A 22,460-nucleotide genomic window follows, 5' to 3' on the forward strand; every position below is an offset into this window, starting at 1 on the left:
CTGCGGGAGCAGCGGGACAGGTGAGACCCCACAGGCGTTTACGCCGAGGAGGCTCACCGCCCGCCCCGCGGAAAGCGAGCATCTGGAGGGGAAATCAACCACAACTCACTACCTGGTAAATAGCAACAAAGTATGTGAAAACAGCCTTTAGATAAGACTCAAATCGTCCAGGATTTTTGTCCCCCCCTCTTTTTCCTTCCTCTCTAAAATGCATGAAATAGCTTATACCGGTTTGCTTTTCTTCAAGAACATGGATGAATCACGGTATTTTTCCTATAAGAGAAAACAAGGTTTGAGATGTTAAAAGGATATCGGTAATGATAGGATTTGCAATTTGAACAGAATAATAATGCCCCCTCGTTAATATGCTTTTAATGATGGATTTGTTAAAAGGGGGCATTAGTTATGAATGAGAACACACAGGAAACCAATATGAGGAATAACTCGGGAATGTTTGTTGCACGCTCTTTAGATGAGATTCGTTTTTGGTCAAGAATAATGAAGGAACACTCGTTATTTCTAAGACTAGGTTTCAGATGTGAAGATACACAGTTAATTGAGGAAGCTAATCAGTTTTATCATTTGTTTGAACGGATAGAACAGCAATCCCATTCATTAACAAATCAAGCTGATCCCGAACAGATCAGGAGATTTAACTCGGAGGTGCAGCAAGCTGCTACAGGCATATTTTTATTTAAAAGAAAAGTATTGGGATTAATACTCACGTGTAAATTGCCTGGTGCGAACAATTTCCCGCTATTAGTCGACCATACAAGCAGGGAAGCCAATTATTTTAGGAAACGATTAAAAGAATTAAATGAGGGTAAATTGAAACCTCTTGCAGATGCGATCATCAAGGAAAATGTTTTCTTTTTAAGAATAATGGCGGATCATGCAAAATTCATCGGACATCTCCTTGATCCATCGGAAAGAAAGCTAGTGGATATGGCGCGAAACTTCAGTAATGATTTTGATCAATTAGTCTTTCAAGCTGTAGACTTAGAGTCCATGAAACCGCAATCTCAAACCGCCCCTCTTTTGGATCAATTTCTAGATCAGAACCGTGTTTCCGTCGTATCACTTCGGGACTTTAAGAAAACCGCCAGGGATTTAATCGAAGAATGCAAAATCAAGAGCATTATCCATCCACTGTTAGCTGATCACGTTTTCCGTGAGGCCGAACGCTTCCTTGAAATCATCGATATGTTTGAATCCCACCTTACAGGTGAAACATACAATTAATTAGAGGTTTTTATATTATTGCTATTATGGATTAATATATTCAAATAAAAATTGGCCCTTCTGGATATCGAGTTTGTCTACAGTTTTTTTTGCTTGTATAAATTTGGACGTTGCTTTCCACTTCAGGCACTCGCTTTCCGCGGGCGGTCCGGGAGCCTCCTCGGCGCACATGCGCCTGTGGGGTCTCCCTTGGACTCGCTATTCCCGCAGGAGTCTCCGCACCTTCCGTTCCAATCCACTATGTTTAAAAATTTGGATAGAACTCCTTTTTCCTACAGTCTTTTTTGTTTTAAAATAGATTTATTAAAACTTGTAGTGATGAGGATTCTATCGAAACATCATTCTATTTAACGAGATCAACTTGAAATGATTACTTTAGACCAACTGGTGCCGGCGAACTATTTGGTGCGTAAAATTGAGGCTTCCATTGACGTCACTTTCATTTATGACTTGGTGAAAGATATGTATTCAAAGGTAGGACGCCCAAGTATTGATCCAGTTATTTTAGTTAAACTGACATTCATTCAATATTCCTTTTGTATTGGGAACGATTGAACACCTTAATACACATGACAGTCATATTTTGGAGCCACTTATTGAGCAAGTGTTTGAGAAAGTTGGAAAACCAGAGCAGTTGCCGCAGATGCAGCTTATCAAACACCAACGATTACAAGCTACCTATTTAACAAAGAAATCACACCTGCTTTACCCTATACACGTCCTCGAACAAAAGAAGGATCCTATCGCAAACATGACTATGTTTACGATGAACACATTGATTTTTACCTTTGCCACTTCGGCGAAACTTTAAAGTACTCAAACAACAAATAATGAGGGCTATCACGAGTACAAATCGTCAAAACAAATTTGTGCAACATGCTCATATATATATCACGGTGTACAGAAAGCAAAGACCACCAAAAAGAAGTGACACGGAATATCTGGCAAGCAAGGTATACGTTGGACAACTTTAAAGGGACTTAAAAATTGTCGATGCAAGCGATGCTTTAAAGAAGATGGCCACGAGGACATGGCAAGGTCCTAAAATGGCATAACATAGTGACTCCAAGAGCCTAAATCTATTAACCTTTGGTCAAAATGTCAAAGGGAATTTTAAAAGGGGTTCGAAATTTTTTAATTCCGAACCCCCTTTGTCTACAAACTGGCCCTTCTCGATATAGAGAAGGGCTTTGATATGTAAAAAGTTAAGATTGGGAGTTCACCAATGTTTCAAGTTTCTCTTTATCAGAAACAGAAATCCATGGTAAATCCTGATTGACTTCATTAATACCAGGTTGGATAACGCGGCTGTTTAAGAGGTCACAAATACACTCATTTATTAATTGGATATCCTGGTCTGATATTTTCCGGTTATATGTAGCGGCTCCTGTTTGTGTGGTCATCCCCCCTATCAAGCCTCTTTGATTTAATGAACTCCTGATCACTTCTCTGATAGCCTCTAGACTAGTCAACGGAAATACATCAAGGTGCTTAACAATCATTCTAAAAATATCCTCTCTAGATAAATCCTGTTCAAAATGTTGTCTCAAATAATCCACCCCCATTAGTCAAAACATTCTCCAAATGAAACGTAAAATCCTCCTATTCAGAAAAACCATTTAACAAATCCCAAAACAAAAAACCCTCTCAATTAAGAGAAGGGCTTTTAACAATGGAGGAGTACCACTTAGGGGGTAGTACAATATTATAATTATCGCCAAACGAATACATTTATATTCACCACTTCCTCAATTTGGTGAAAACGGCCTTACGTGACATTGAAAATTGACGCCTTAGTCGTTCCCACTCTGCCTTTGCATTACTTTTTTTCTTTGTTCCATGACCATTCTTAACTCCTTCTATAATAAGATCCCTATTATAACGGCCCTTTAATGTTTTTTGAATGGAAAATAGCGTTCATTTTCCATTGATCGGAGTGCCGCCATTGCATCATATTAAGGGGTTTAATTGATTAAACGGATGGATGGTCCTATCTTTGGTATTAAGGATGCCTCTTACACTATTTAATTTTCACCATGTTTCTGATATGCTTTTATCAATTGAAAAAAGAAAGGTGTAGTTACAATGTTAAAGGAATTCAGAGAATTTATTACCAAAGGAAACGTTCTCGATCTTGCGATAGCTGTAGTAATGGGTGCTGCTTTTGGAAAGATCGTTTCATCACTAGTAAATAATATTATCACACCGCTAATAGGAATTTTATTAGGTGGGGTCAATTTTGCTTCGTTATCTATCACAGTTGGAAAAGCAGATGTTCAATACGGTCAATTTGTCCAAGCTGTGATTGATTTCTTGATCATTTCATTCGCGATTTTCATGTTTATGAAGGTAGCGAATTCTCTTATTAGAAAAAAACAAGCGAACGAGGAAGAGGTATTGGAAGCGGTACCTGCATCCGAGCAATATTTAAAGGAAATCCGTGATCTTTTACAAAAAAATGCACGGCAGGATGAAACATCATAAGTATATAAAGAATCAGTGAAAAAGTGCAGAAGTAGTCAAAAATCAGAATAAGAAAAAGCCCCTCTCTTAATTGAGAGGGGCTTTTTAATATCATAATGAACTACGTATACGTTACTATAACAAGACAAGCGACACTTATTAAATAACCGTGTATCGGAATTCTTAAAGCAAAGTGACAGTAATGTTGGCAATCAAAAGAGGCTCTCTATCAACCCAATAGCAAGTACTGCTGTAATAATTTTTATTATATGAACAGAATTATCCCCTCCCCCTGCTTCTACATATTATTTATCGGCAATATTTATCGCGTAAAGCAAGGGTATACTTAACCGATTGTACTGTACCTTTTTCTTGATCTTCAATCATTTGTTCTAAAAGTTCTTTTGGAGGATAATAGTAATCCAATGGTTTAATGACACTTAAATCATATGGAGGTTGTTCGACTTTGAAAGCTCCTTCTCCAACCGCAAAGACTCCGCCAGCACCATGCTCTCTCTTAAAATTGATGGCATATGGAAAACACATTTCAACGTTGATTCTAGTTAGGGTAGATTTCTCAACCAGTATTTTAAAACATTCTTCTGTATCAATATTGCCTGTCCCTACTGGTACACCACATACCCTATAATCCTCGCCATCATGAATGATAATATGATCTTTAAAATGGGTTGTGAATGCATATGGTGCTAATTTTCTTACAGCTTCAACCGGATCCTCCCATGCCATCATTCCGTTGCCCACATCACAATGAGCGCTAACCCAAGGGCTGTTGACTTCATTTATAATTTGAATAACCTCATCTGTTAACTCTTCCTCATGATTTTCCACAGCTAGTTTTATCCTGTATTTCTCCAATAGTGGTATAATTTTTTTTATATCTCCTGGTGCTTTTTTCAATCTTTCCGGATCATACTCTCCTAAGCATGCATACGTACGAATCACATCCGCTCCGATTCTATGTGCTGCCTTAATGACTTCTGTTAGATGTTCCGGATCACTTCCATTTGTGTCTATTTCAGCGAAAAATCCATACTTTTGAATTTCTTTTCTTACTCTGTCTAAATATTCCGGTTCAAATGATTCTAATGTACCCCATCCTGACAACCCTGGCCATGGAACAATATTGATCATGACTCCGTCTAATCCCAATTCAGCTGTTTTTCTGATAAAACCGAAAATATCCATTCGCCCTGTAATAAATTGCAAGTGATAGCTTTCTGTTTCTAATCCAATTTTCATTTTTTCCCCACCTTCAATTAAGTATTTAATTTTTTTGTTGATTTTCTTTTTTCTTGTTTACGATTTTATCTAGCTGTTTCAAAAAGTATTTTTCGATTAATGTCCAGAAGTCATTTTAATACCTATAGCCCCTGCAATGATACACATAATGAAGAGGTTTAATCTTAAACTTCTAGGTTCATTAAAGAAAATCATTCCTGCTAAAACACTTCCAACTGAGCCGATACTGGTCCATATTGCATAGGCAGTCCCGACTGGAAGAGAAGTTAATGACAAGGATAGAAAATAAAAGCTTAAACTACCCAAAAAAAGACACGCTACAGAGGGGAGCAATTTTTTAAAGCCGTCTGCACGTTTCAGGCTAATAACACTACCAATCTCGGCAAATCCGGCAATAATAAGAAAAAACCAAGCCATTGAATCATCCCCTAACCTTGTATATCAGTTCATTTCCTTTATTGTTTAGGCTCTGCTGGATTAACTTTTATTCCAATCATCCCCAATATCATTAAAGCCATAAAAAATACTTTCAGTGGATTAATGGTCTCACCCAAAAAAAGCATCCCAATTACTACAGTTCCAACCGTTCCCAATCCAGTGAAAATGGCGTAACCAGTTCCTAAGGGTATTGAATGTAAAGCTTTTGAAAGTAAAAAGAAACTAAAGATTATAATAACTACCGTAAATATACTAGGTATAATTTTGGTGAATCCGTGTGAATATTTAAGACCAATCACCCAGACAATTTCCAAAAGTCCTGCCATTATGATATATATCCATGCCATTTTATCGCTCTCTCCTTTGGCATTGACACTTATTTTTGAACCACGAAGTTCTCCATATATCGATAAATCGCATAAGCTACCCCATTTTCATCATTATTAAGGGTTGTCGTTGTACAAACAGTTTTTATGACATCTTTTGCATTTCCCATCGCTACGCTGTATCCAACTTTCTGGAACATGGATAAATCATTGTTGCTGTCCCCGATTGCCATTGCCTTATCTAATGAGCCATTCATCAAGAAAGCCAATTTTTCAAGGGCTATTCCTTTTGAAGCTCTTTTACTGGTAATTTCAATGTTATGATCAGCAGATGAAACGACCATCAACTCATCAAACTTTTTGAATTGGTTCCAGGCTTCCTCTAATTTATTTTCATCAAAAGAACATGCTAAAATGTTATAGAATTCTTCCTCCTGTTTTAAGATATCATGATAGTTTTCAACTAAAACATATCCAAACTGGTCAAATTGCCTTTCCGCTATTTCAACTAATTCTTTCATATCTGGATTCAAATCTGCGCTTTTCAAACTTTTAATCTCGTTATGGAAATGTTCTCTTCCTTTTTTAAGAGTATAGATGGCTTTATCAGTGAACACTTCGTAATAATAATTCCGTTCATCTAACCATTGGAGAATGGATTCAACACGATCTTTAGTTATCGTAATAGAAGAAATGCACTTTGCGCTTTTTGAATGAATGGTTGCTCCATTTGTCCCGATTACAAATGGGGATATCCCGGCTTTTTCACATATTGTTTGAACGTCAAAATAAGCCCGTCCTGTTGAAATAACTACTTCAAAGCCTCTATTTTGGGCATATTGAATCGCCTTTATATTTTCTTCACTAATTTCATTCTGGTCGTTTAATAATGTTCCGTCTAAGTCTATCGCAATGAAACTCATGCTATATAGCTCCTTTTCATTCTATCTATTAAATTTTCTTTCTAGCTTTTTTTTTGCTGCTATCAAAAAAAGAGAGTACTCCCTCTTCCATCTCTTTTATGGGCTATGCTTGAATCCAATTGACTTCCTCTAATTTTGAATCATTTCTCCATTCCTCTGGAAATGGCTGCTCGCAGACAATCACATCTACTTTTTCTAGAGGACAAACTTTACAAAAGGTGTCGACACCGATTTTAGAGTAATCCGTTAACAATATGACGTGCTTTGATACCTCGACCATTTTGCGTGAAACTAATGTTTCACGTAAATGATAATTACTAACACCACTTTGAATGGAAACACCGCCAGCTGAAATGAACGCTTTATCGATATTAAATTGATTTAACATTTGTTCAGTGAGACCCCCGCATATGGATTGATGCTTTGGATCAATTTGTCCTCCCAGTAATAGAATTTGTCCTGTAAACTTATTTTGATTGAGCAATTCGGTCAACACAGACGACACAGGAAGAGAATTGGTTAAAATCGTAATGTCTTTTTTATTTTCAATACACTGGGCAAATTCAAGCATGGTTGTACCTACATCAATGGCAATCACATCTCCATTGGAAATGAGTTCCACCGCTTTTTTCCCAACCTTGATTTTCGCTTCTTGATTCACCGTTGTACGCTGTGTAAATGGAGGCTCCTCAAATTCAAAGACTGTTTTAATCGCTCCACCGTAAACCCTCTTTAACAGTCCTTTTTCCTCTAATATCATCAAATCGCGTCGAATCGTTTCCTCTGAAACATTAAATTGATCAACTAATTCTATTACTTTTACTTTTCCCATTTTGTTAAGTTCTTTTAAAATTTCATTCTTTCTTTCTTCAGGCAAAACAGACATATTTCTCCCCCTAGATCATCAATACTTTATAACATAATGCATTCTTTCTTCGGTACAAGAATTTGAACGCGTGCTCCTTGCTCAAACATTTCCCCACGGTGGTGAAGATAGTCTACATGAAAAGCGCACTCCTCTGTTTCTACTTCATATCTTAAAACATTACCTGCCATGGTAACATCTTTAATAAATCCTTTAATCCCCCAATTCCCTTGTAAGTCCAAGCTGTCTTCACCAACAGAAACTAATTGTAAAACTTCTGGACGAATGGCAACTTCATTCCCTTTTAATTCTTTGGTACGAACAAGTTTTCGGAAAACTTCCATATTACAGACATTATAATTCCCGATAAATTTGGCAACAAATGTATTGACTGGAGAAGTATAAATTTCTGAAGGAGAACCGGATTGAACAACTTGTCCTTTATTCATGACAAAAATTCGATCAGACATCGTCATTGCTTCTTCCTGATCATGTGTAACAAAAATAGTTGTGATATCTAATTCTTTCTGTATTCTCTTTAATTCTTTTTGCAAACTTTTTCTAATTTTAGCATCTAATGCGCTTAACGGCTCATCCAGAAGCAGTACTTTTGGCTCCATGACAAGCGCACGGGCAAGAGCAACCCTCTGCTGTTGTCCACCAGATAATTGATGAGGATAAGACTCTTCTTTTCCTATTAAATCAACCATATCAATCATATTTTTCACTTTTGACTTAAGATTTTTCACCTTTTTCATTTTAAGGCCGTAAGCGATATTATCAAAAACATTCATATTCGGGAAAAGCGCATAAGACTGAAACACCATACCGACTTCACGCTGACGCGGTGATAAATCAGTAATATCTTTTCCATCAATTAAGATTCTTCCTACATCAACGTCTTCAAGTCCCGCAATGGAACGTAATAATGTACTTTTTCCACACCCGCTTTGCCCAAGAAGTGTAGCAAATTCACCTTTTTTTAATGTTAAAGAAATATTATTTAAAACTAATTGATTGTCATATCCCTTAGTCACTTGTTCGATGGTTACATAGCTCATTAGTTTTCACCTTCTAAAGTAGTATTTTATGACGGTATTTTTCTTAAAAAAATGAAGGAATTCGCTTCTTATTTTGACCCGACAGGATTTCTTTTGTTTCTAAACGTAAGCTTTAATACAGTCCCCGTTAAAAGTAAAATCATTGAATAATAGGTAATAACAATTGCACTTGTTAAGTGACCACTGCTGTTTAGTTTGTCGGATAGATAAATTTGAAGGGTTTCGAATCGGCCCCCGACAAGCAAATTGGCAAAAGCAAACTCACTAAATAAAAGAGAGACAGATAATAAGGTAGACACTAAAATTCCAGATATAATATTTGGAAACACCACCGTACGAAAGGCTTGGAATTTTGTGGCACCGAGTAATTCAGCTGCATCAACAAGTTGTACAGCATTAAGCGTACGAAGGCTGTTACGAATTCCTTGATACATAAATGGTAGAATGGTTATGAAATAAGCACCAATTAAAATCCAAGGTGTTCCGGCAATTTGAATCGGTCCAGCAGAATATAGCTTGATTAATCCTACGGCTCCAACAATCGGAGGAACTCCATAAGGAAGCATGGCTGCGGCTTGGAGCAATCCTTCCCATTTACTGAAATATACCGTGATAATAAAAATTGTCGGAAGCATAATAACAACACTAAGACCTACAGACATGACAATTAAAAACAGTGTTCGTCGGAAAGCATCATAAAACCGTTCATCTTGAAACAATTCAATATACCATTTCAGCGTATAACTCTCAGGTAAAATCGTATGATCCCATTTACCAGCAATCGAGAATAAAAGTGTTCCTACAAGGGGAATTAATAAATATATAACTAGTAATCCAACAAACAATTTATGAAATGTCAATGAAGACTTCATCGTAAATCCCTCCTAACTCTACGCATCATTCGTTCATTGAACCACATCGCCCCTATCATGGTCGTTGCTAGAAGGACTCCCAATGCACTACCTAGCTGCGGCTTTAATGCAACATCACTAGCAACTAGAGAAGCAATTTGCAATGACAATATGTTATAGTTGCTGCCCACCAATGCATAGGCTGTTGCGTAGGCTCCCATCGCATTAGCAAACAAAATACTGAATGTACCTACAATACTAGGTAAAAGAACTGGAACCCCTATCCGAAGCCAAAATGAAAATGTTGACCCTCCTAATAATGAAGATGCTTCTTTCCATTGTTGCCTAATTCCTTGATAAGACGGGTAAATGAGCATAACGGCAAGTGGAATTTGAAAATAAATATAAACAAGAATGAGGCCTGTCCAGGAATATAAATTAAAATCTGCAAACAGGTCCCAACCAATCTTGGCAAATAGCAACGTAAACAACCCATTGTTTCCAAGTAAGATAATATATGAAAATGAAAGGGGAATCCCTTCAAAGTTCGAAGTCATATTGGTAACCATCAGTAGTCGGTTTTGTATTTTTTGAGAGAACTTTGTAAACGAATAGGCTGCAATGACTGCTACAATCACAGAAGTTATAGCAGAAAACAAGGAAATGACCAGGCTATTTTTAATGGCTTGTAAGTAAAATTCACTTTTGAATATGGTTAAGTATTGATCAATCGTAACTTGAATTCCATCATCTGCATAAAAACTATTTTTAATCATTGCCACTAATGGTCCTATCTCAAATCCAATCACAAACATAATAAATGGCAGTAAAAGAGCTAATAAGTAAATTTTTTGTTTTTTTATTTTTCGCAAGACTTCTCGCTCCTCTATGTTCTCTAACAATTTGGGAATTGGTCTAACTACATTCGTTAAACCAATTCCAGTCAATCTTGAATCATCATTTAATGTTTTTACAGGGTGACTTTTCCTTTCAGACCTGGAAATTGATATGAAATCATTTTATCGGACGGCTCAATATTTAATAGTTCACAAACGAGCGGTGCAAAAGCTAATTGCGGAACCACTTCACCATAAATGCCAGGCTCAACTTTTGGACTAATGATAAAGAGCGGTACATCACGTTCACCATCAGTTATGCCGCCATGGTTGCCATATTCACTCATGCCATGATCCGATGTAATTAATATGTGGTAACCTTCTTTGATCCAAATTGGCAATAGTTGTGCCAACAAGCTTCCCATTTTTAGGATTTGCTCACGATATTCTTTTGATTCCGAGCCAAAAATTTCTCCTTTTACATCTACACCGAGCGGATGAATATATAAAAAGTGAGGGTCATACTTTCTGCGTAAAGCTTCTGCATCCATTAACACATGGCTATCTGGATAGTCATCGTCCCAATAAAATTTTCCGTATTGAATTGGATTGGATTCATCTTCTTGCTCACGGTCTTCAATAAAATGGAATGGCGCACGATTATAAAGTTCACTTACCCAGTAATAGGACACTGTTCCGTTTCTTAACCCGTTTTCTTTCGTAAGATGAAAGAGACTTTTCTCAGTAGATAAACGAACGGCTTGATTGGACGTAATCCCATTCATTGAAGCCGGCGTACCTGTTAACAACACTTCATATAATGGACGGGAAAGACTTGGAAGCTCCGACTTAACTTTGTAAAGTGACGCTTGATTCGTTTCGACTAAATGCTGAATAAATCCCAGCGCTTCGCATGCTTTATCGTATCTCATACCATCAACAACAATTGCTATTACTTTATTTGACATGGACTAACACCTCTTCTTGCCAAATCTGAGGTAAATTTTTAGCCGTTTCTTCCCAAGCTTTGTAATCTTCAATTGGTTTTGCATTTTTGTACTGTTCTTCTGGAACCATTTTTTCAGCTACTTCTTTCGGAAGTTCTACATCGCGAATTGGACGGGCAAACCCTTTAGCTAAATTAATTTGTCCTTCATCGCTTAAGATATATTCTCTAGTTGCCATCGCCGCATGCGGATGCTTTGCAAATTTGTTAATAATGGTTGCGTAGCCGCTTACGACTGAACCTTCACTTGGAATGGTCACTTCAAATTGATCGCGGTTAATTTGGTCAGCGTAACCAAGAGCATTGAAATCCCAAACAAGTGCAACTTCCACTTCCCCTTTTTCGATGTTAGCCGGCTTGGCATCAGTCAAGCTAAGGCGGCCTTGCTTGGCAAGCTTAGCAAAATAGTCAATTCCTGGTTGGAGATTTGTTTCATCACCACCGTTAGCGATAGCGGCAGCAAGTACGGCCATTTGATTCTGTGTACCACGCTGAACATCTCCAACTGTTACTTTATAATCCCCTTTTAATATGTCATCCCAAGATTTAGGCGGGTTATCTACTAATTCTTTATTAGTAAAGAATGCAATCGTTCCTTGGTAGCCAACAACCCAATCTCCATTGTCATCTTTTGCCCACTCAGGTACCTCGTCCCAATAGGAAGTTTTATATGGCATCGTTAATTCTTTTTGTTCCGCGATTGGCCCAAAGGACATCCCTACATCGCCGATATCGGCTGTTGCATTCTCTCCTTCAGATTCCATTTTGGCAATCTCTTCGGCACTGGACAAATCTGTATCATTGTGTTCCAATGTATATTTTTTCATCACTTCATTCCAAGTTTCGCCCCAGTTAGCCCATGAATCAGGCATACCGACACTATTAATGGTCCCCTCTTCTTTTGCCTTTGTTTCAATTTCTTTCAAGGTTAACGAACTTGGATCCTTAACCACTGGAGCAGCCTCCTCATTAGTAGCTCCACAAGCAGCTAATCCCAGTACACTCACCCCTAACATCAAAGCTTGAATAGACTTGTAACAATTCTTCTTGAATGTGCGATTCATAAAAAGTGCCTCCATTTAGTGTGGGATCTTTAATGTTTATTACTGTTTATTACGGTTTAATCATAATCAGTAAACATTAATTCCACATAAACCAAATGTTAAGATTTTGTAAATCAGCTCTAATTTCTCCTACTCATCAGCTTTTATCTTCATAAGCATTAACAACAATCCGCAAACAAGACCAAGTAAAAGCAAGTCTATAAAAGAGAATGTGAAAAACTTTTATTTAAAACATATCACCCTTTTCCCCTTCTTTTTAGCTCGCCGTTAACAAAAATCCATATTAGCTAAATAAATTTTCATGAAAAAAAACTCTCTTGATACAAGAGAGTTTTACATAGAACTTATTAAACAGATAGAATTATCAATGTGGCTATATAATAATTGTTCTGGGCGGAGTTTTTATGCCTCATCCATTCCCCAATTATAGCGCACACTACTAAACTGACAATAACAATATAAAAGTCTTTAATCTTCAAAGCCATGTCGAGACTATGAATTATAACAGCCACAACAATTACAACCATCACCGTTTATTTCATATGATCTGGAATTCTTCTTTCAAAAGCCCAATTACTGTTCCGAGCACTATACCTAGTGCATTAGCTGAAGAAGCCCTTTTTTACCTTTTCTTGTAGAAATCCCATTAAACTTTCGTACAATAATTCGTCAATTCCACTATCCTTAGCGCTTTTCTTTTTCCACTTATTTAACTAAGGGAAGCTTCCTCCGCACAATGAAAAGCTCCTTCCCCCCTGCCTCGACTACACCAGTTCATTCAATGAAGACTGGGCTAAATCACCAGCGGCTTTCACACGAATACGGGTTGCATTCCCAGGCATATATGCTAAAGGTACATCTTCTATGTCGACAATAACAAGCGTTTGAGGATCGGCTCCAGCACTGATCGCTTCTGACATCGCTATTTCCTTGGCCTGTTCCAATGCCGCTTCCCTTCCTATTTCCGCTAGTGCATATACTTTTTCAATCTGCCCGCTAACCTGGGAGATAGCCGACCCAATGGCATTTGCTACACATGAATGTAATGGGCGTATGACTTCAGATGCACCTTTTAATTCCTCAGGTAAGAGGATGCTTCCGCCCCCCACGAGAATGACAGGCACTGGTGCAGCACTTGTTTTCATCTTATCGATAGCTTCTTCGACCAGATTGACCATATTTAAATAGACCGATCAAATCCCCTAAAGGATGCACTTACATTGTTTCATAGTTTTTTATTTCAAATTCATTTAAAGGCCGATTAATCGACTTACTCAATTTTTTAGTAAGCTCTTGGTAATCCTTAGTATCATTTGGATCTATACCTTCTCTGACGTTTAGTATCTCGTATCGGTCATACTGTTCTGGAATAAGTTTTCCGTCTACATGGATATAAAGCCTATATTTGATCCTCAGATTCATATTACCATCTCCTTTACTATCAGTTCGATATAGGGAGCTATTTTCCTGCAAGAAAAAATGCCTATATGTGATGCTCCACTATTATTCATTTTATGACCTGAATGTTCTTATTATCTCAAAACCTCTTATTTTATATGTATTACATTTAAGGAGCACATATACCCGTAGAATCATAAGGAGGAATTGTTATATAAATTATAGAACAGCATATTAATGAATATACTGCATTGAATAAACCTGAATACTTTGTTCTTACTGCATAAATAGTCCAATCCGAAAAAACTAGTGTATATGGAGGTTTTTTAATGAATCACCCCGAGCCAGTATTAGAAATGTATAACTATCACGCATGGGCAAATGGAGTCATCATCGATCGGTTAAATGAACTTCCAGAACACGTTTACCATAAGGAAATTCAGAGTGGTTTTTCGTCGGTATCAAAAGTGTTGTCTCACATTTATCTCACAGATTACGCGTGGTTTGATATTATCTCTGGTATAAGTATGGATGAAGCAATGGCATCTTCTAGTGAATTAAAAGAAGAGGTCGAAAAGAAAAGTATTGAGGAAATGAAAAAAACATTTATGGACTTGTACGAAAGAAACAAAGCACTTCTGAGTACAGTGGATATGGAAAAGGTAATGGTTGTGGATAACCCATATGCTGGGTCGCTTGAAACTACCATTTCCGAATCGGTATTACACGTTGTCACTCACGGATCATATCATCGTGGCAATATAGCTACCATGTTACGGCAAATGGGGCACACTTCCGTTATGCAAGATTTTGGCCTTTACCTTTATACAAAATAGAACACCAAACTATATACCATTTCCTGAATAGGGGGATGTATCGATGGATGAACTAGTTGGCTCTTGTGTTCGCTGTGCACATGATGTGTATTGTACGGCTGGTTTTCTGAACGGTATTCTTTTAGATAACAAGAATATCTTATGTTTTAATTGTAAGGATATTTTAAATGCGATGATCAAAGAAGAAAGTTTGGATGAGGAAAATCAAAACTAGATGTTTAAATAGGTCATGCCAAATTAATGGCATGACCTATTTTGCCCGATGAACAGTCAGATTGACCTTGTTGGTTTCACACATGAACGTTGAGAGGTGCACAGGCTGGTCGTTTGCATCGAAAGCAATCTTCACTATTCTAAATAAATTTGCGCCAATATCGCATTCTAAATATTTAGCATGGATTTTTGTAGCACCAATCACGTCTATAATTTTATCGTTACTGACTATTTCGGTATGGTAATCTTCCAATAGGATCTTATAAGTTGATTCATCCCTTGCAATCTTCTTTTCCAAATCCGGAAAACGAAGTAACGAATAATGAGCGGTATCGTAGAAAAGCGGACGCTCATCTACATACATGAGTCGCTCTAGTTCGAGAACGGGGCTTCCTTCTTCAATGAGGAGATGACCTGCAACATCTTTTGGTGCGGCTATGACCTCACTTCTTAAAATCCGGGAATTCGGTATCTTCCCAAGCTGATGACTAAACTCTGAGAATCCACTTATGGATAACAACTCATTATGAAACTTATTAGATGCAACAAAGGTACCCCTGCGCGGAATACGTGTCAATGTTCCTTCCTTCACCAATTCCTCGATTGCTTTTCGAATGGTGATCCGGCTAACGTTATAAGTTTCACAAAGCTCTGCTTCGGTTGGGATTTGTTCATCTGGTTTGTATTTACCGTTCTGAATATCATTCTTCAACATTTGCCTTATTTGCATATATAGTGGCTGGGGGGTTGAAGGATTTAAATTCATATTAGATTCATCCTTATCCGTCAAAATTTATTATTTACTACCTATTATACATGATTTACAGTCCCAGTCACCACGCACCGAAATAGCTAATGGTTTTCGCAGCAGACTCTGTGCCCAATTCTAAGCAATTTTCGATAGATTGGCCTTTCAATAATCCATAAATAAAACCGGAAATGAAGGAATCCCCCGCACCCATTGTATCCACCACATTCGCTTCAACGACACCGCATTGATAAAATTGAATGCCGTCATAGGCAAGTGAACCATTTTCACCTAAAGTGGCGACCGCAATTTTAGATCCTTGATTTTTTACATCCTTTAAAAATTGGCGGATAAAAGCATCATCCTTCGTATAAGAGAAAAAAGGATAATCAACAAACTGCGGTAAAGTCTTCACTAGATCGTGATCTAGCTGATCTGAGAAATCAAAAGACGTGAGCATTCCATTTTCTTTAAATAAGGAATAGTACTTATCCGCATGTCCCCAAATCCCTGAATGTATGAGCTGGTATGTTTGAATGTAATGGAGTTCTTCCGTCGTTAAGCGGAAATGTTTCATGACACCTTCATCGTATTCTCCAAACCTGCGGTCATTTCCTACCATTTCAACAAAAGTAACAGCTGTTTTTCCTTCTTTCCGCGAAAGATGAGAAATATCAACACCTTTTTCCTGTATCGCCTTCACCATTTTTTCACTGTATTGATCGGATCCCACCCAGCCGATATAAGCAGAGTCAGCACCTAACCCTCTTAAATAGACAGCCACATTTAAAGGATTACCCCCAGGATAGACCTCCCCGCTCTTTTGATAAACATCCATACAGTTATCTCCGACTGTAACCGTTCTCATCATTTTCCCCCGCTTTCTTGAAACTTAAGAGCACTACTAAGTAGTGCTCCACTTATCTTAATATTCCATTTGGCGATAGTATCTTCTAAGTGTTAATGGATGATTTCTTTCACGCTCAAGGTATACGCTGATTCGACTTAATACTGACCAGTTGATGCTAACTGAAAAGTGCTTTCTGAATTCTTCGCTGATGCCTTCCATTTCAAAGCTTTTGGTATCAATAACCGTTATATTTTTGGAGATTTTTTCTACAAATCTCTCTACACGGTCCATCAGCGGTCTAGTTTCATCTTCCCCTTTTAATAAAATAACACTTGTATCTTCAACAACAAGTTCAAGCGTACCATGGAAAAACTCAGCAGCGTGGATGGATTTCGCTTGAATCCATTGCATTTCCTCTAAAATGCACATGGCATATGAATAAGTGTTTCCCCATAGGTTACCAGAACCGACCATCATGTGGTAATCCGTGTCTTTATGTGTAATGGCAAACTCCTCTGCTTTTTTGTCAAAAGATTTAACGGCATCTAGAATTGCACGCGGAAGTAGAGAAACCTCCTTCGTGAATTGTTCATATTGCGGGAATTCATTGTTGTTATGCATGAAACGGAAGACGACCATGTACAAAAGCATAAAGAAAGTATCAAAAGAGTGCGTTTCAGAACCAGTCGTTATACAGTAATCCGCAATTTGTGTTAACGGAGTATTTGGCTCTGCAACTAAAGCGATTGTAGTGGCGCCTTTTTCTTTACAATATTCAGCCGCTGCAACTGTTTCTTGAGTAGTCCCGGATACAGATGTAAAAATGCAGACTGAATCTTTGCTGAAATGCTTATGATTCATCACCATGAACTCAGCAGCAATTTCTGCATGGACATCAATGGTAGAATTTGATTTTAAAATGTATTCATATGGATACATCATGGCTATGGTGCCACCAGCACCGATAAGGAAAATATTCCTGTAGCCCCTTTTTGTGATTCCATCTACGATTTCTTCAATCTGGCCTCTAAAAGCAAGGCCCTCTTTTTCTACAAGATTTAGAAATAACTCCTCATCAAACTTTAGCATTAACAGCTTCCTCCCTTATCCCTGTTTATTTGTTATGCCTTGTATTATATCTAAACATAATAATTTGCACAATTGTTTTATTTTAAAATTTTTTTGGTTTATCAAAAGAAGGCCTAACTTCCCTTATCATTCTGCTAAGCCACGATATCGCTGTCGTTATTTTTCTTTGATCCATATTTCCTTTCCCAATAATAGTATACCGGCAGACCTGTTACGATAACGATCAGCGCTGCAATCACTCCTTGAATAGGCGCCCAAGTAAATGTTCCCCAGGCCAGCCATGATGCTCCAAGAATAGCTAAAACCGTCGTTAACCTCCACATTGGCATACGATAGATTGGATTATAATCATCCCTTTTACGGCATTTATAAACAGCGGCAAAGTCCAGGATGTTAATTACCAATTGAATCAGTGTGAAATAGCCAAGTAACACAGTTAAATTACTGAAGCACACAAGTATACATGCATACGTAACCTGAACGATGATAGAGAAACTTGGAGTTTCATATTTAGGATGAACTCTTGCAAAACGTTGAAAGAATAGTCCGTCCTTTGCCATTGCGTACTCAAGGCGGGGCTGAAACATTATGCAAGAGCTCAGCGAACCCAAGATAACAATAATCGCCGTAATGGCCACGAATGATGATGCAATATCCGATAATCCCGGAATATATTTTACAGCTTCGGAAACAGCCGCATTGGAGTTGATTAATTCATCAAATGGCATCAAGCCGATGACACAAATGGCTAGCAGCGTATATAAAGCCAACACGATGAATACCGAACTAATAAGAGCTCGTGGAAGTATTTTCCCTGGATTTTTGAACTCCCCAGCCATGAAACAAATCGCAGCCATTCCCGTATATGCCCATGTGGTTGCGGATACACCACCTATTAAACTTGACTTTTGGGCACCTGGTCCTGGTGTATAAGCAAAGTTATCAGGGTTCATGTACATAATTCCCAAGACAATGACAATCAGGAAAGGAATGATCTTGATAGCCGTGATAATGACTTGGAAAAGACCTCCTTCTTTCACACTTCGATAATGAATCGATGTGATGAGCAGGATGATCGCAATACCCAATAATTTCCCGGCGACCCCAGAGAAAAATGGGAAAAAGGTTGCTAAATAAGAAACGATCGCTAAAGCCATAATCGATATGGATGGAGGATCCAACGCCCAGAAAGTGGCCCATCCATATAAAAATGCCAGAGGCCTCCACCCAGCTTTATTTAAATAAACGTAACCGCTTCCATTTTGGGGGTATGCTGTCGATAACTCCGCCAGCACCATTACTTGCGGAATGGCAATCACCCCGCCTATTATCCAGGCTAGAATGGAAATGGAAGGAGTACCCGCAGCCTTTGCAACATCACCGGATGAGACAAAAATACCCGACCCTATTGTAGTTCCAACAGCAATAGCCAGAGCAGACCAAAAACCCAGTTTTCGTGTAAGTGTGCCATTACTCATAAAGAGTTCCTCCAAATTAGATGATTAAATTCCCAATTCCCTAACTTTTTCAATTGATTTCTTGATTGCATCTCTTGGATTTTGATAATAATTTGAACCCATAATCTCTAAAGTACAACTTCCTTTGTAACGATGGCTTTGAAGGCTTATTAAATATTCCCTCCAATTTAAAACCCCATCATCCAGTGCCAAATGTGCATCTGATTGACCATCTCCGTCCATTAGGTGAAAATGGCCTAATTCGGGAAGGAATGAATAGTACTCATCAGGTGTTTCACCTGCCAGATGCATGGAAACCGTATCTATCATTCCTTTTAATGAAGTAGATTGGATTTCCTCTAACATTTTCTTTAGCCCTTTTGAGTCGATTACAAGATTGGATTCGTACTTTGTCAATGGCTCTAAAACAAGAATCAAACCTTCCATCTCAGCTACTTTGGTTAATTGAAAGATTGAGTCACTGGCATATTTCCATGATTCCTCTTGTGAGACAGAAAAGTCCCCTATTCCAGAAGTGATAAGCATCATGTTTGTGTCTAACTCCAGCGCGGCATAAAGATTTTCCATAAAATACTCCATGCTTTTTTTTCGCCAATGAGCATCCGAGGATGCAATGTTATAAGGATAGATACATTGTTCTGGAGTATAGCAAATGATTTTCATATTTCTAGACTTAATTTCCCTTCTCAAACTCCTTATATTTCCTAATATATTTCGATAAACATACAAATGTGGCTCCCCACCCCATAACTCAATGCTATTAATCCCAAGGTTGTCCATGCAATCCAAAAAATAATGAAAAGGGAAATGCCTAAAAGTTATATTCATCCCTGCAATATTCAATTATTTCACCCCCTCATAATGACTTTTTATTTGTTATGCTTTGTATTATAATTAACCAATACATTGATTGCAATAATTATTTTGAATATTTAAAAAATAATTATTCGCAAAATACGGAAAAGTCGTGATTTTATTATTCAACATTAATTAACTATTTTTTAATGAATACGAATGGTAGAATGTTAAAGTATTTATACCTAGTACACAAATTTCTCTGGTACATTGTAAGTAATATATGAGTGATTATTGTTTGAAATATGATATACCTGTAGAATGGATGTTAACCTGGGGGATTTCCAAGAGATAATGTATCCTGAAATATTGTCAAGTGAGTGGTTAATAAAGAATAAACACCTCAAAAAAGCCGTAATTGAGGTGAATCTCCTTACATGCTGTATTTTATCGGAAAATATAGGTGGGTTTACACTAATACTTCGTGAGACGAATTAGTTTCTAAAACTTTTAAAAATAGCAGGCAGTACAATTTGTACTATCCTAGCGGAAAGGACGTGCCATAATAATGAATCACGACAAAACAGCCATCACTAAAATCCGTACAGGTCCCATGTTTGCGGTGATGCTGGCTGGTGCTCTAGTTGCTTTCTTAAATCAGACTTTAATCAATATCGCATTGCCTCAATTAATGACTCATTTTGACATATCAGCTGCAACAGCGAATTGGCTTACTACTATCTTCTTATTGGTCAATGGGATTGTCATCCCGATTACCGCTTTTTTAATGGAACGATTTAATACAAGACAATTATATCTAGCTTCGATGGGACTCTTCGCCTTAGGAACTTTTTTATGCGGAATTGCCCCCAGCTTCTCCGTCTTATTGATCGGACGTGTGGTTCAAGCAGCAGGTGCGGGGATTTTGTTCCCGTTGATCACAAATGTGATTTTCACTTTATTTCCGCCTAACAGACGCGGTTTCGCAATGGGCATATTTGGTATCGCGATGAATTTTGCCCCAGCTGTAGGACCTACACTATCAGGATGGATTATCCAAAACTATTCTTGGCGGGTTCTGTTTTTTATCATTTTCCCATTTGCCCTGCTTGACTTCATATTTGCCATTTTCATCATTAAAAAGGTAGGGAAAACCAGCCGGCCTAAACTAGATAAACTGGGTGTAATTCTATCCACTATCGGATTTGGCGGGGTTCTATATGGATTTGCTACTGGCGGTACCAAGGGCTGGGGCAGTCCCGAAGTACTGACGATGTTCCTTGTTGGAGGAATCAGTTTAGTTTTATTTGTCTGGAGGCAATTTACTGTCTCTCATCCTATTTTGGAATTTAGAATTTTTCGGTATCGGATGTTCACTTTAACGACAATCATCAACATCATCGCAACCATGGGTATGTTCTCTGGAATGATCATCATGCCAATCTATATGCAGAATATCCGTGGGTTCACTCCGATGGAATCCGGTCTCATGCTATTGCCTGGCGGGATTTTAATGGGGATCATGTCTCCTATCACAGGTAAGCTGTTTGATCGATTTGGTGCAAGATGGCTTGCGGTGAGCGGACTTGCCATCACTATCATTACAACCTATCTTTTAACGCGGCTTCAAACAGATACGTCCTATTCTTATGTGGTGTGGGTATATACCATTAGAATGTTCGGAATGTCGATACTGATGATGCCTATCTTCACAGCCGGATTAAACGAATTGGCACTTAGCCTAAATAAATATGGCACAGCAATGGTCAATACATTGAGAATGGTGGCAGGTGCTGTTGGCATGGCATTCTTCGTGTCCATCATGACAAACCAAGGAACGAAACATGTTCAGGAAATCTTATCTCAAAGGAACATATCACCGGAAAATACATCACAAATGGCGATGGCCATTAAACAAGGCAGCGTAATGGGAGTGGATGATGCATTCATGATAGCAACAGGTTTGACCATAGTTGCATTCATACTTGCCTTTTATATACGGCAAACTTCACCACAAGAAGATACCATTACAAATCGCCTATCAAAAAAAACATCTTGAATTAACAAGGCTAAATCCAACCTATTTTCCAAGGTATAAAAAATTCTTATATTATTAAACTGACTTGCCCCATGAAAACAAGGCAAAAAAAAAGAGACTCTTTTAGTGTCTCTTTTTTTTTTGCCCTAATTACATCATGGCCTCAACGTGAACGCCTTTATTTTGATTAGCGTACCCCATGTGAATTAAAAATACTAATGGAACAGGCGGGTAAAAAGGCTGGAGGAAAAATTGTTAAGGTAAAGATAAAGTAAGAAGAAAGCTAAGGAGTAACATTCTGACTTTTATTACGAGCGTAGAATATTTGCTCAGAAAATTGTTCCTTCTACCCGAAGGCGCTACTGTAAGTTTTAGAGGTTGCATCAAGCAACCGTCATGCAGGCTCGATGCCTGCTCTAAATCGAGAAAAAAGGATGTTTTTTTCTCCATGCATGAACGCACCAGCTGACGATCCAGCCGGTGTGCCTCCAGGTAATTCAACTCTTTCTTGTGTTCCATTGCAAAAAATCCACTTTACATCACAAAATTATTGAATGTATTGATTCTTTTCTTTCTTGACAAAAGAGATTTCTGCTGAAATTGCGTAGGTGTGATTCCTTCGTATTTTTTGAACACCCTAGCAAAATAATTGGAATCGGTAAATCCGCATTTCTCGCTTA

General features: G+C 37.9%; 23 protein-coding genes and 2 pseudogenes. 6 read left to right on the plus strand and 19 right to left on the minus strand.

The annotated features are described in order from the left end of the window. The first annotated feature begins 405 nt into the window (after nucleotides 1–405). A complete protein-coding gene (locus tag AC1DIV_RS27375; RefSeq protein WP_323599244.1) occupies nucleotides 406–1,242 on the plus strand; it encodes a DUF2935 domain-containing protein in 837 nt (278 codons plus the stop codon). 366 nt (nucleotides 1,243–1,608) lie between these two features. Beyond that, nucleotides 1,609–1,785, plus strand: a pseudogene (locus AC1DIV_RS27380) (transposase); the annotation flags it as partial. A gap of 662 nt (nucleotides 1,786–2,447) precedes the next feature. Here AC1DIV_RS27380 and AC1DIV_RS27385 read toward each other — a convergent pair. Then, nucleotides 2,448–2,792: a hypothetical protein gene (locus tag AC1DIV_RS27385; protein ID WP_336864705.1), complete on the minus strand. Its 345-nt coding sequence runs from the start codon at nucleotides 2,790–2,792 to the stop codon at nucleotides 2,448–2,450. A 535-nt stretch (nucleotides 2,793–3,327) separates the two neighbouring features. Between AC1DIV_RS27385 and mscL the strand changes: the two genes are divergently transcribed. Beyond that, nucleotides 3,328–3,726: a large conductance mechanosensitive channel protein MscL gene (mscL, locus tag AC1DIV_RS27390; RefSeq protein WP_072272777.1), complete on the plus strand. Its 399-nt coding sequence runs from the start codon at nucleotides 3,328–3,330 to the stop codon at nucleotides 3,724–3,726. A 288-nt stretch (nucleotides 3,727–4,014) separates the two neighbouring features. Here the strand turns inward: mscL and AC1DIV_RS27395 are convergent, their stop codons facing one another. The 12 genes and pseudogenes from AC1DIV_RS27395 to AC1DIV_RS27450 all read right to left on the minus strand — a co-directional run bounded on the left by AC1DIV_RS27395 (nucleotide 4,015) and on the right by AC1DIV_RS27450 (nucleotide 13,757). Continuing rightward, nucleotides 4,015–4,965, minus strand: a complete 951-nt coding sequence (locus tag AC1DIV_RS27395; protein WP_340875891.1) for a sugar phosphate isomerase/epimerase family protein — start codon at nucleotides 4,963–4,965, stop codon at nucleotides 4,015–4,017. A gap of 96 nt (nucleotides 4,966–5,061) precedes the next feature. Continuing rightward, on the minus strand, nucleotides 5,062–5,382 hold the full coding sequence (locus AC1DIV_RS27400; RefSeq protein WP_057276213.1) for a DMT family transporter: 321 nt from the start codon (nucleotides 5,380–5,382) through the stop codon (nucleotides 5,062–5,064). Between the two features lie 38 nt (nucleotides 5,383–5,420). Next, the gene (locus tag AC1DIV_RS27405; protein ID WP_048678100.1) at nucleotides 5,421–5,750 is read right to left on the minus strand and encodes a DMT family transporter; all 330 of its coding nucleotides are present in this window, start codon (nucleotides 5,748–5,750) and stop codon (nucleotides 5,421–5,423) included. Nucleotides 5,751–5,779: 29 nt separating this feature from the next. Then, a complete protein-coding gene (locus AC1DIV_RS27410) occupies nucleotides 5,780–6,652 on the minus strand; it encodes a Cof-type HAD-IIB family hydrolase (RefSeq protein ID WP_095394165.1) in 873 nt (290 codons plus the stop codon). A 103-nt stretch (nucleotides 6,653–6,755) separates the two neighbouring features. Next, nucleotides 6,756–7,538 carry a DeoR/GlpR family DNA-binding transcription regulator gene (locus AC1DIV_RS27415; protein ID WP_048678105.1) on the minus strand — a complete coding sequence of 261 codons (783 nt, stop codon included), beginning with the start codon at nucleotides 7,536–7,538 and terminating at the stop codon, nucleotides 6,756–6,758. Between the two features lie 26 nt (nucleotides 7,539–7,564). Then, on the minus strand, nucleotides 7,565–8,578 hold the full coding sequence (locus tag AC1DIV_RS27420) for an ABC transporter ATP-binding protein (RefSeq protein ID WP_048678108.1): 1,014 nt from the start codon (nucleotides 8,576–8,578) through the stop codon (nucleotides 7,565–7,567). Nucleotides 8,579–8,646: 68 nt separating this feature from the next. Further along, on the minus strand, nucleotides 8,647–9,450 hold the full coding sequence (locus AC1DIV_RS27425; protein WP_034313149.1) for an ABC transporter permease: 804 nt from the start codon (nucleotides 9,448–9,450) through the stop codon (nucleotides 8,647–8,649). Then, nucleotides 9,447–10,301 (minus strand): ABC transporter permease, encoded by an 855-nt coding sequence (locus AC1DIV_RS27430; RefSeq protein ID WP_098936008.1) that lies wholly within the window; start codon nucleotides 10,299–10,301, stop codon nucleotides 9,447–9,449. Before AC1DIV_RS27430 ends, AC1DIV_RS27425 begins: the two co-directional genes overlap by 4 nt. Nucleotides 10,302–10,399: 98 nt before the next feature. Continuing rightward, entirely contained in the window at nucleotides 10,400–11,233 is an 834-nt protein-coding gene (locus tag AC1DIV_RS27435; RefSeq protein ID WP_230134985.1) for an alkaline phosphatase family protein, read from the minus strand. Continuing rightward, a complete protein-coding gene (locus tag AC1DIV_RS27440) occupies nucleotides 11,223–12,335 on the minus strand; it encodes an ABC transporter substrate-binding protein (RefSeq protein WP_340875886.1) in 1,113 nt (370 codons plus the stop codon). The genes AC1DIV_RS27435 and AC1DIV_RS27440 overlap by 11 nt, the downstream gene beginning before the upstream one ends. A gap of 764 nt (nucleotides 12,336–13,099) precedes the next feature. After that, nucleotides 13,100–13,525, minus strand: a pseudogene (locus tag AC1DIV_RS27445) (hydantoinase/oxoprolinase family protein); the annotation flags it as partial. Nucleotides 13,526–13,550: 25 nt separating this feature from the next. Then, nucleotides 13,551–13,757 (minus strand): hypothetical protein, encoded by a 207-nt coding sequence (locus tag AC1DIV_RS27450; protein ID WP_048678486.1) that lies wholly within the window; start codon nucleotides 13,755–13,757, stop codon nucleotides 13,551–13,553. Between the two features lie 305 nt (nucleotides 13,758–14,062). On the opposite strand from AC1DIV_RS27450, the gene AC1DIV_RS27455 reads away from it, so the two are divergent. Together AC1DIV_RS27455 and AC1DIV_RS27460 are read left to right on the plus strand one after the other, a co-directional pair. Beyond that, entirely contained in the window at nucleotides 14,063–14,569 is a 507-nt protein-coding gene (locus AC1DIV_RS27455) for a DinB family protein (protein ID WP_283906898.1), read from the plus strand. Between the two features lie 43 nt (nucleotides 14,570–14,612). Beyond that, nucleotides 14,613–14,783: a hypothetical protein gene (locus tag AC1DIV_RS27460; RefSeq protein ID WP_340875884.1), complete on the plus strand. Its 171-nt coding sequence runs from the start codon at nucleotides 14,613–14,615 to the stop codon at nucleotides 14,781–14,783. A 36-nt stretch (nucleotides 14,784–14,819) separates the two neighbouring features. On the opposite strand, the gene AC1DIV_RS27465 is transcribed toward AC1DIV_RS27460, so the two are convergent. From AC1DIV_RS27465 to AC1DIV_RS27485, 5 genes are all read right to left on the minus strand, one after another. Next, nucleotides 14,820–15,548, minus strand: coding sequence for a GntR family transcriptional regulator (locus AC1DIV_RS27465; RefSeq protein WP_048678490.1), 729 nt, complete (start codon nucleotides 15,546–15,548; stop codon nucleotides 14,820–14,822). Between the two features lie 67 nt (nucleotides 15,549–15,615). Continuing rightward, nucleotides 15,616–16,398, minus strand: coding sequence for a fructoselysine 6-kinase (gene frlD / locus AC1DIV_RS27470; protein WP_340875883.1), 783 nt, complete (start codon nucleotides 16,396–16,398; stop codon nucleotides 15,616–15,618). 57 nt (nucleotides 16,399–16,455) lie between these two features. Next, a complete protein-coding gene (locus tag AC1DIV_RS27475) occupies nucleotides 16,456–17,469 on the minus strand; it encodes an SIS domain-containing protein (protein ID WP_340875882.1) in 1,014 nt (337 codons plus the stop codon). A gap of 134 nt (nucleotides 17,470–17,603) precedes the next feature. After that, nucleotides 17,604–18,947 (minus strand): amino acid permease, encoded by a 1,344-nt coding sequence (locus tag AC1DIV_RS27480; protein ID WP_340875881.1) that lies wholly within the window; start codon nucleotides 18,945–18,947, stop codon nucleotides 17,604–17,606. 24 nt (nucleotides 18,948–18,971) lie between these two features. Beyond that, complete coding sequence (locus AC1DIV_RS27485; RefSeq protein WP_340875880.1) at nucleotides 18,972–19,790, minus strand: TIM barrel protein; 819 nt, start codon at nucleotides 19,788–19,790, stop codon at nucleotides 18,972–18,974. A 520-nt stretch (nucleotides 19,791–20,310) separates the two neighbouring features. On the opposite strand from AC1DIV_RS27485, the gene AC1DIV_RS27490 reads away from it, so the two are divergent. Continuing rightward, a complete protein-coding gene (locus AC1DIV_RS27490) occupies nucleotides 20,311–21,801 on the plus strand; it encodes a DHA2 family efflux MFS transporter permease subunit (protein ID WP_323599256.1) in 1,491 nt (496 codons plus the stop codon). 513 nt (nucleotides 21,802–22,314) lie between these two features. On the opposite strand, the gene AC1DIV_RS27495 is transcribed toward AC1DIV_RS27490, so the two are convergent. Continuing rightward, nucleotides 22,315–22,460, minus strand: a 146-nt coding sequence (locus AC1DIV_RS27495) for a helix-turn-helix domain-containing protein (protein WP_477577848.1), incomplete at its 5' end; no start/stop codon positions are given.

The organism is Peribacillus sp. 05N428 (genome assembly GCF_056397085.1).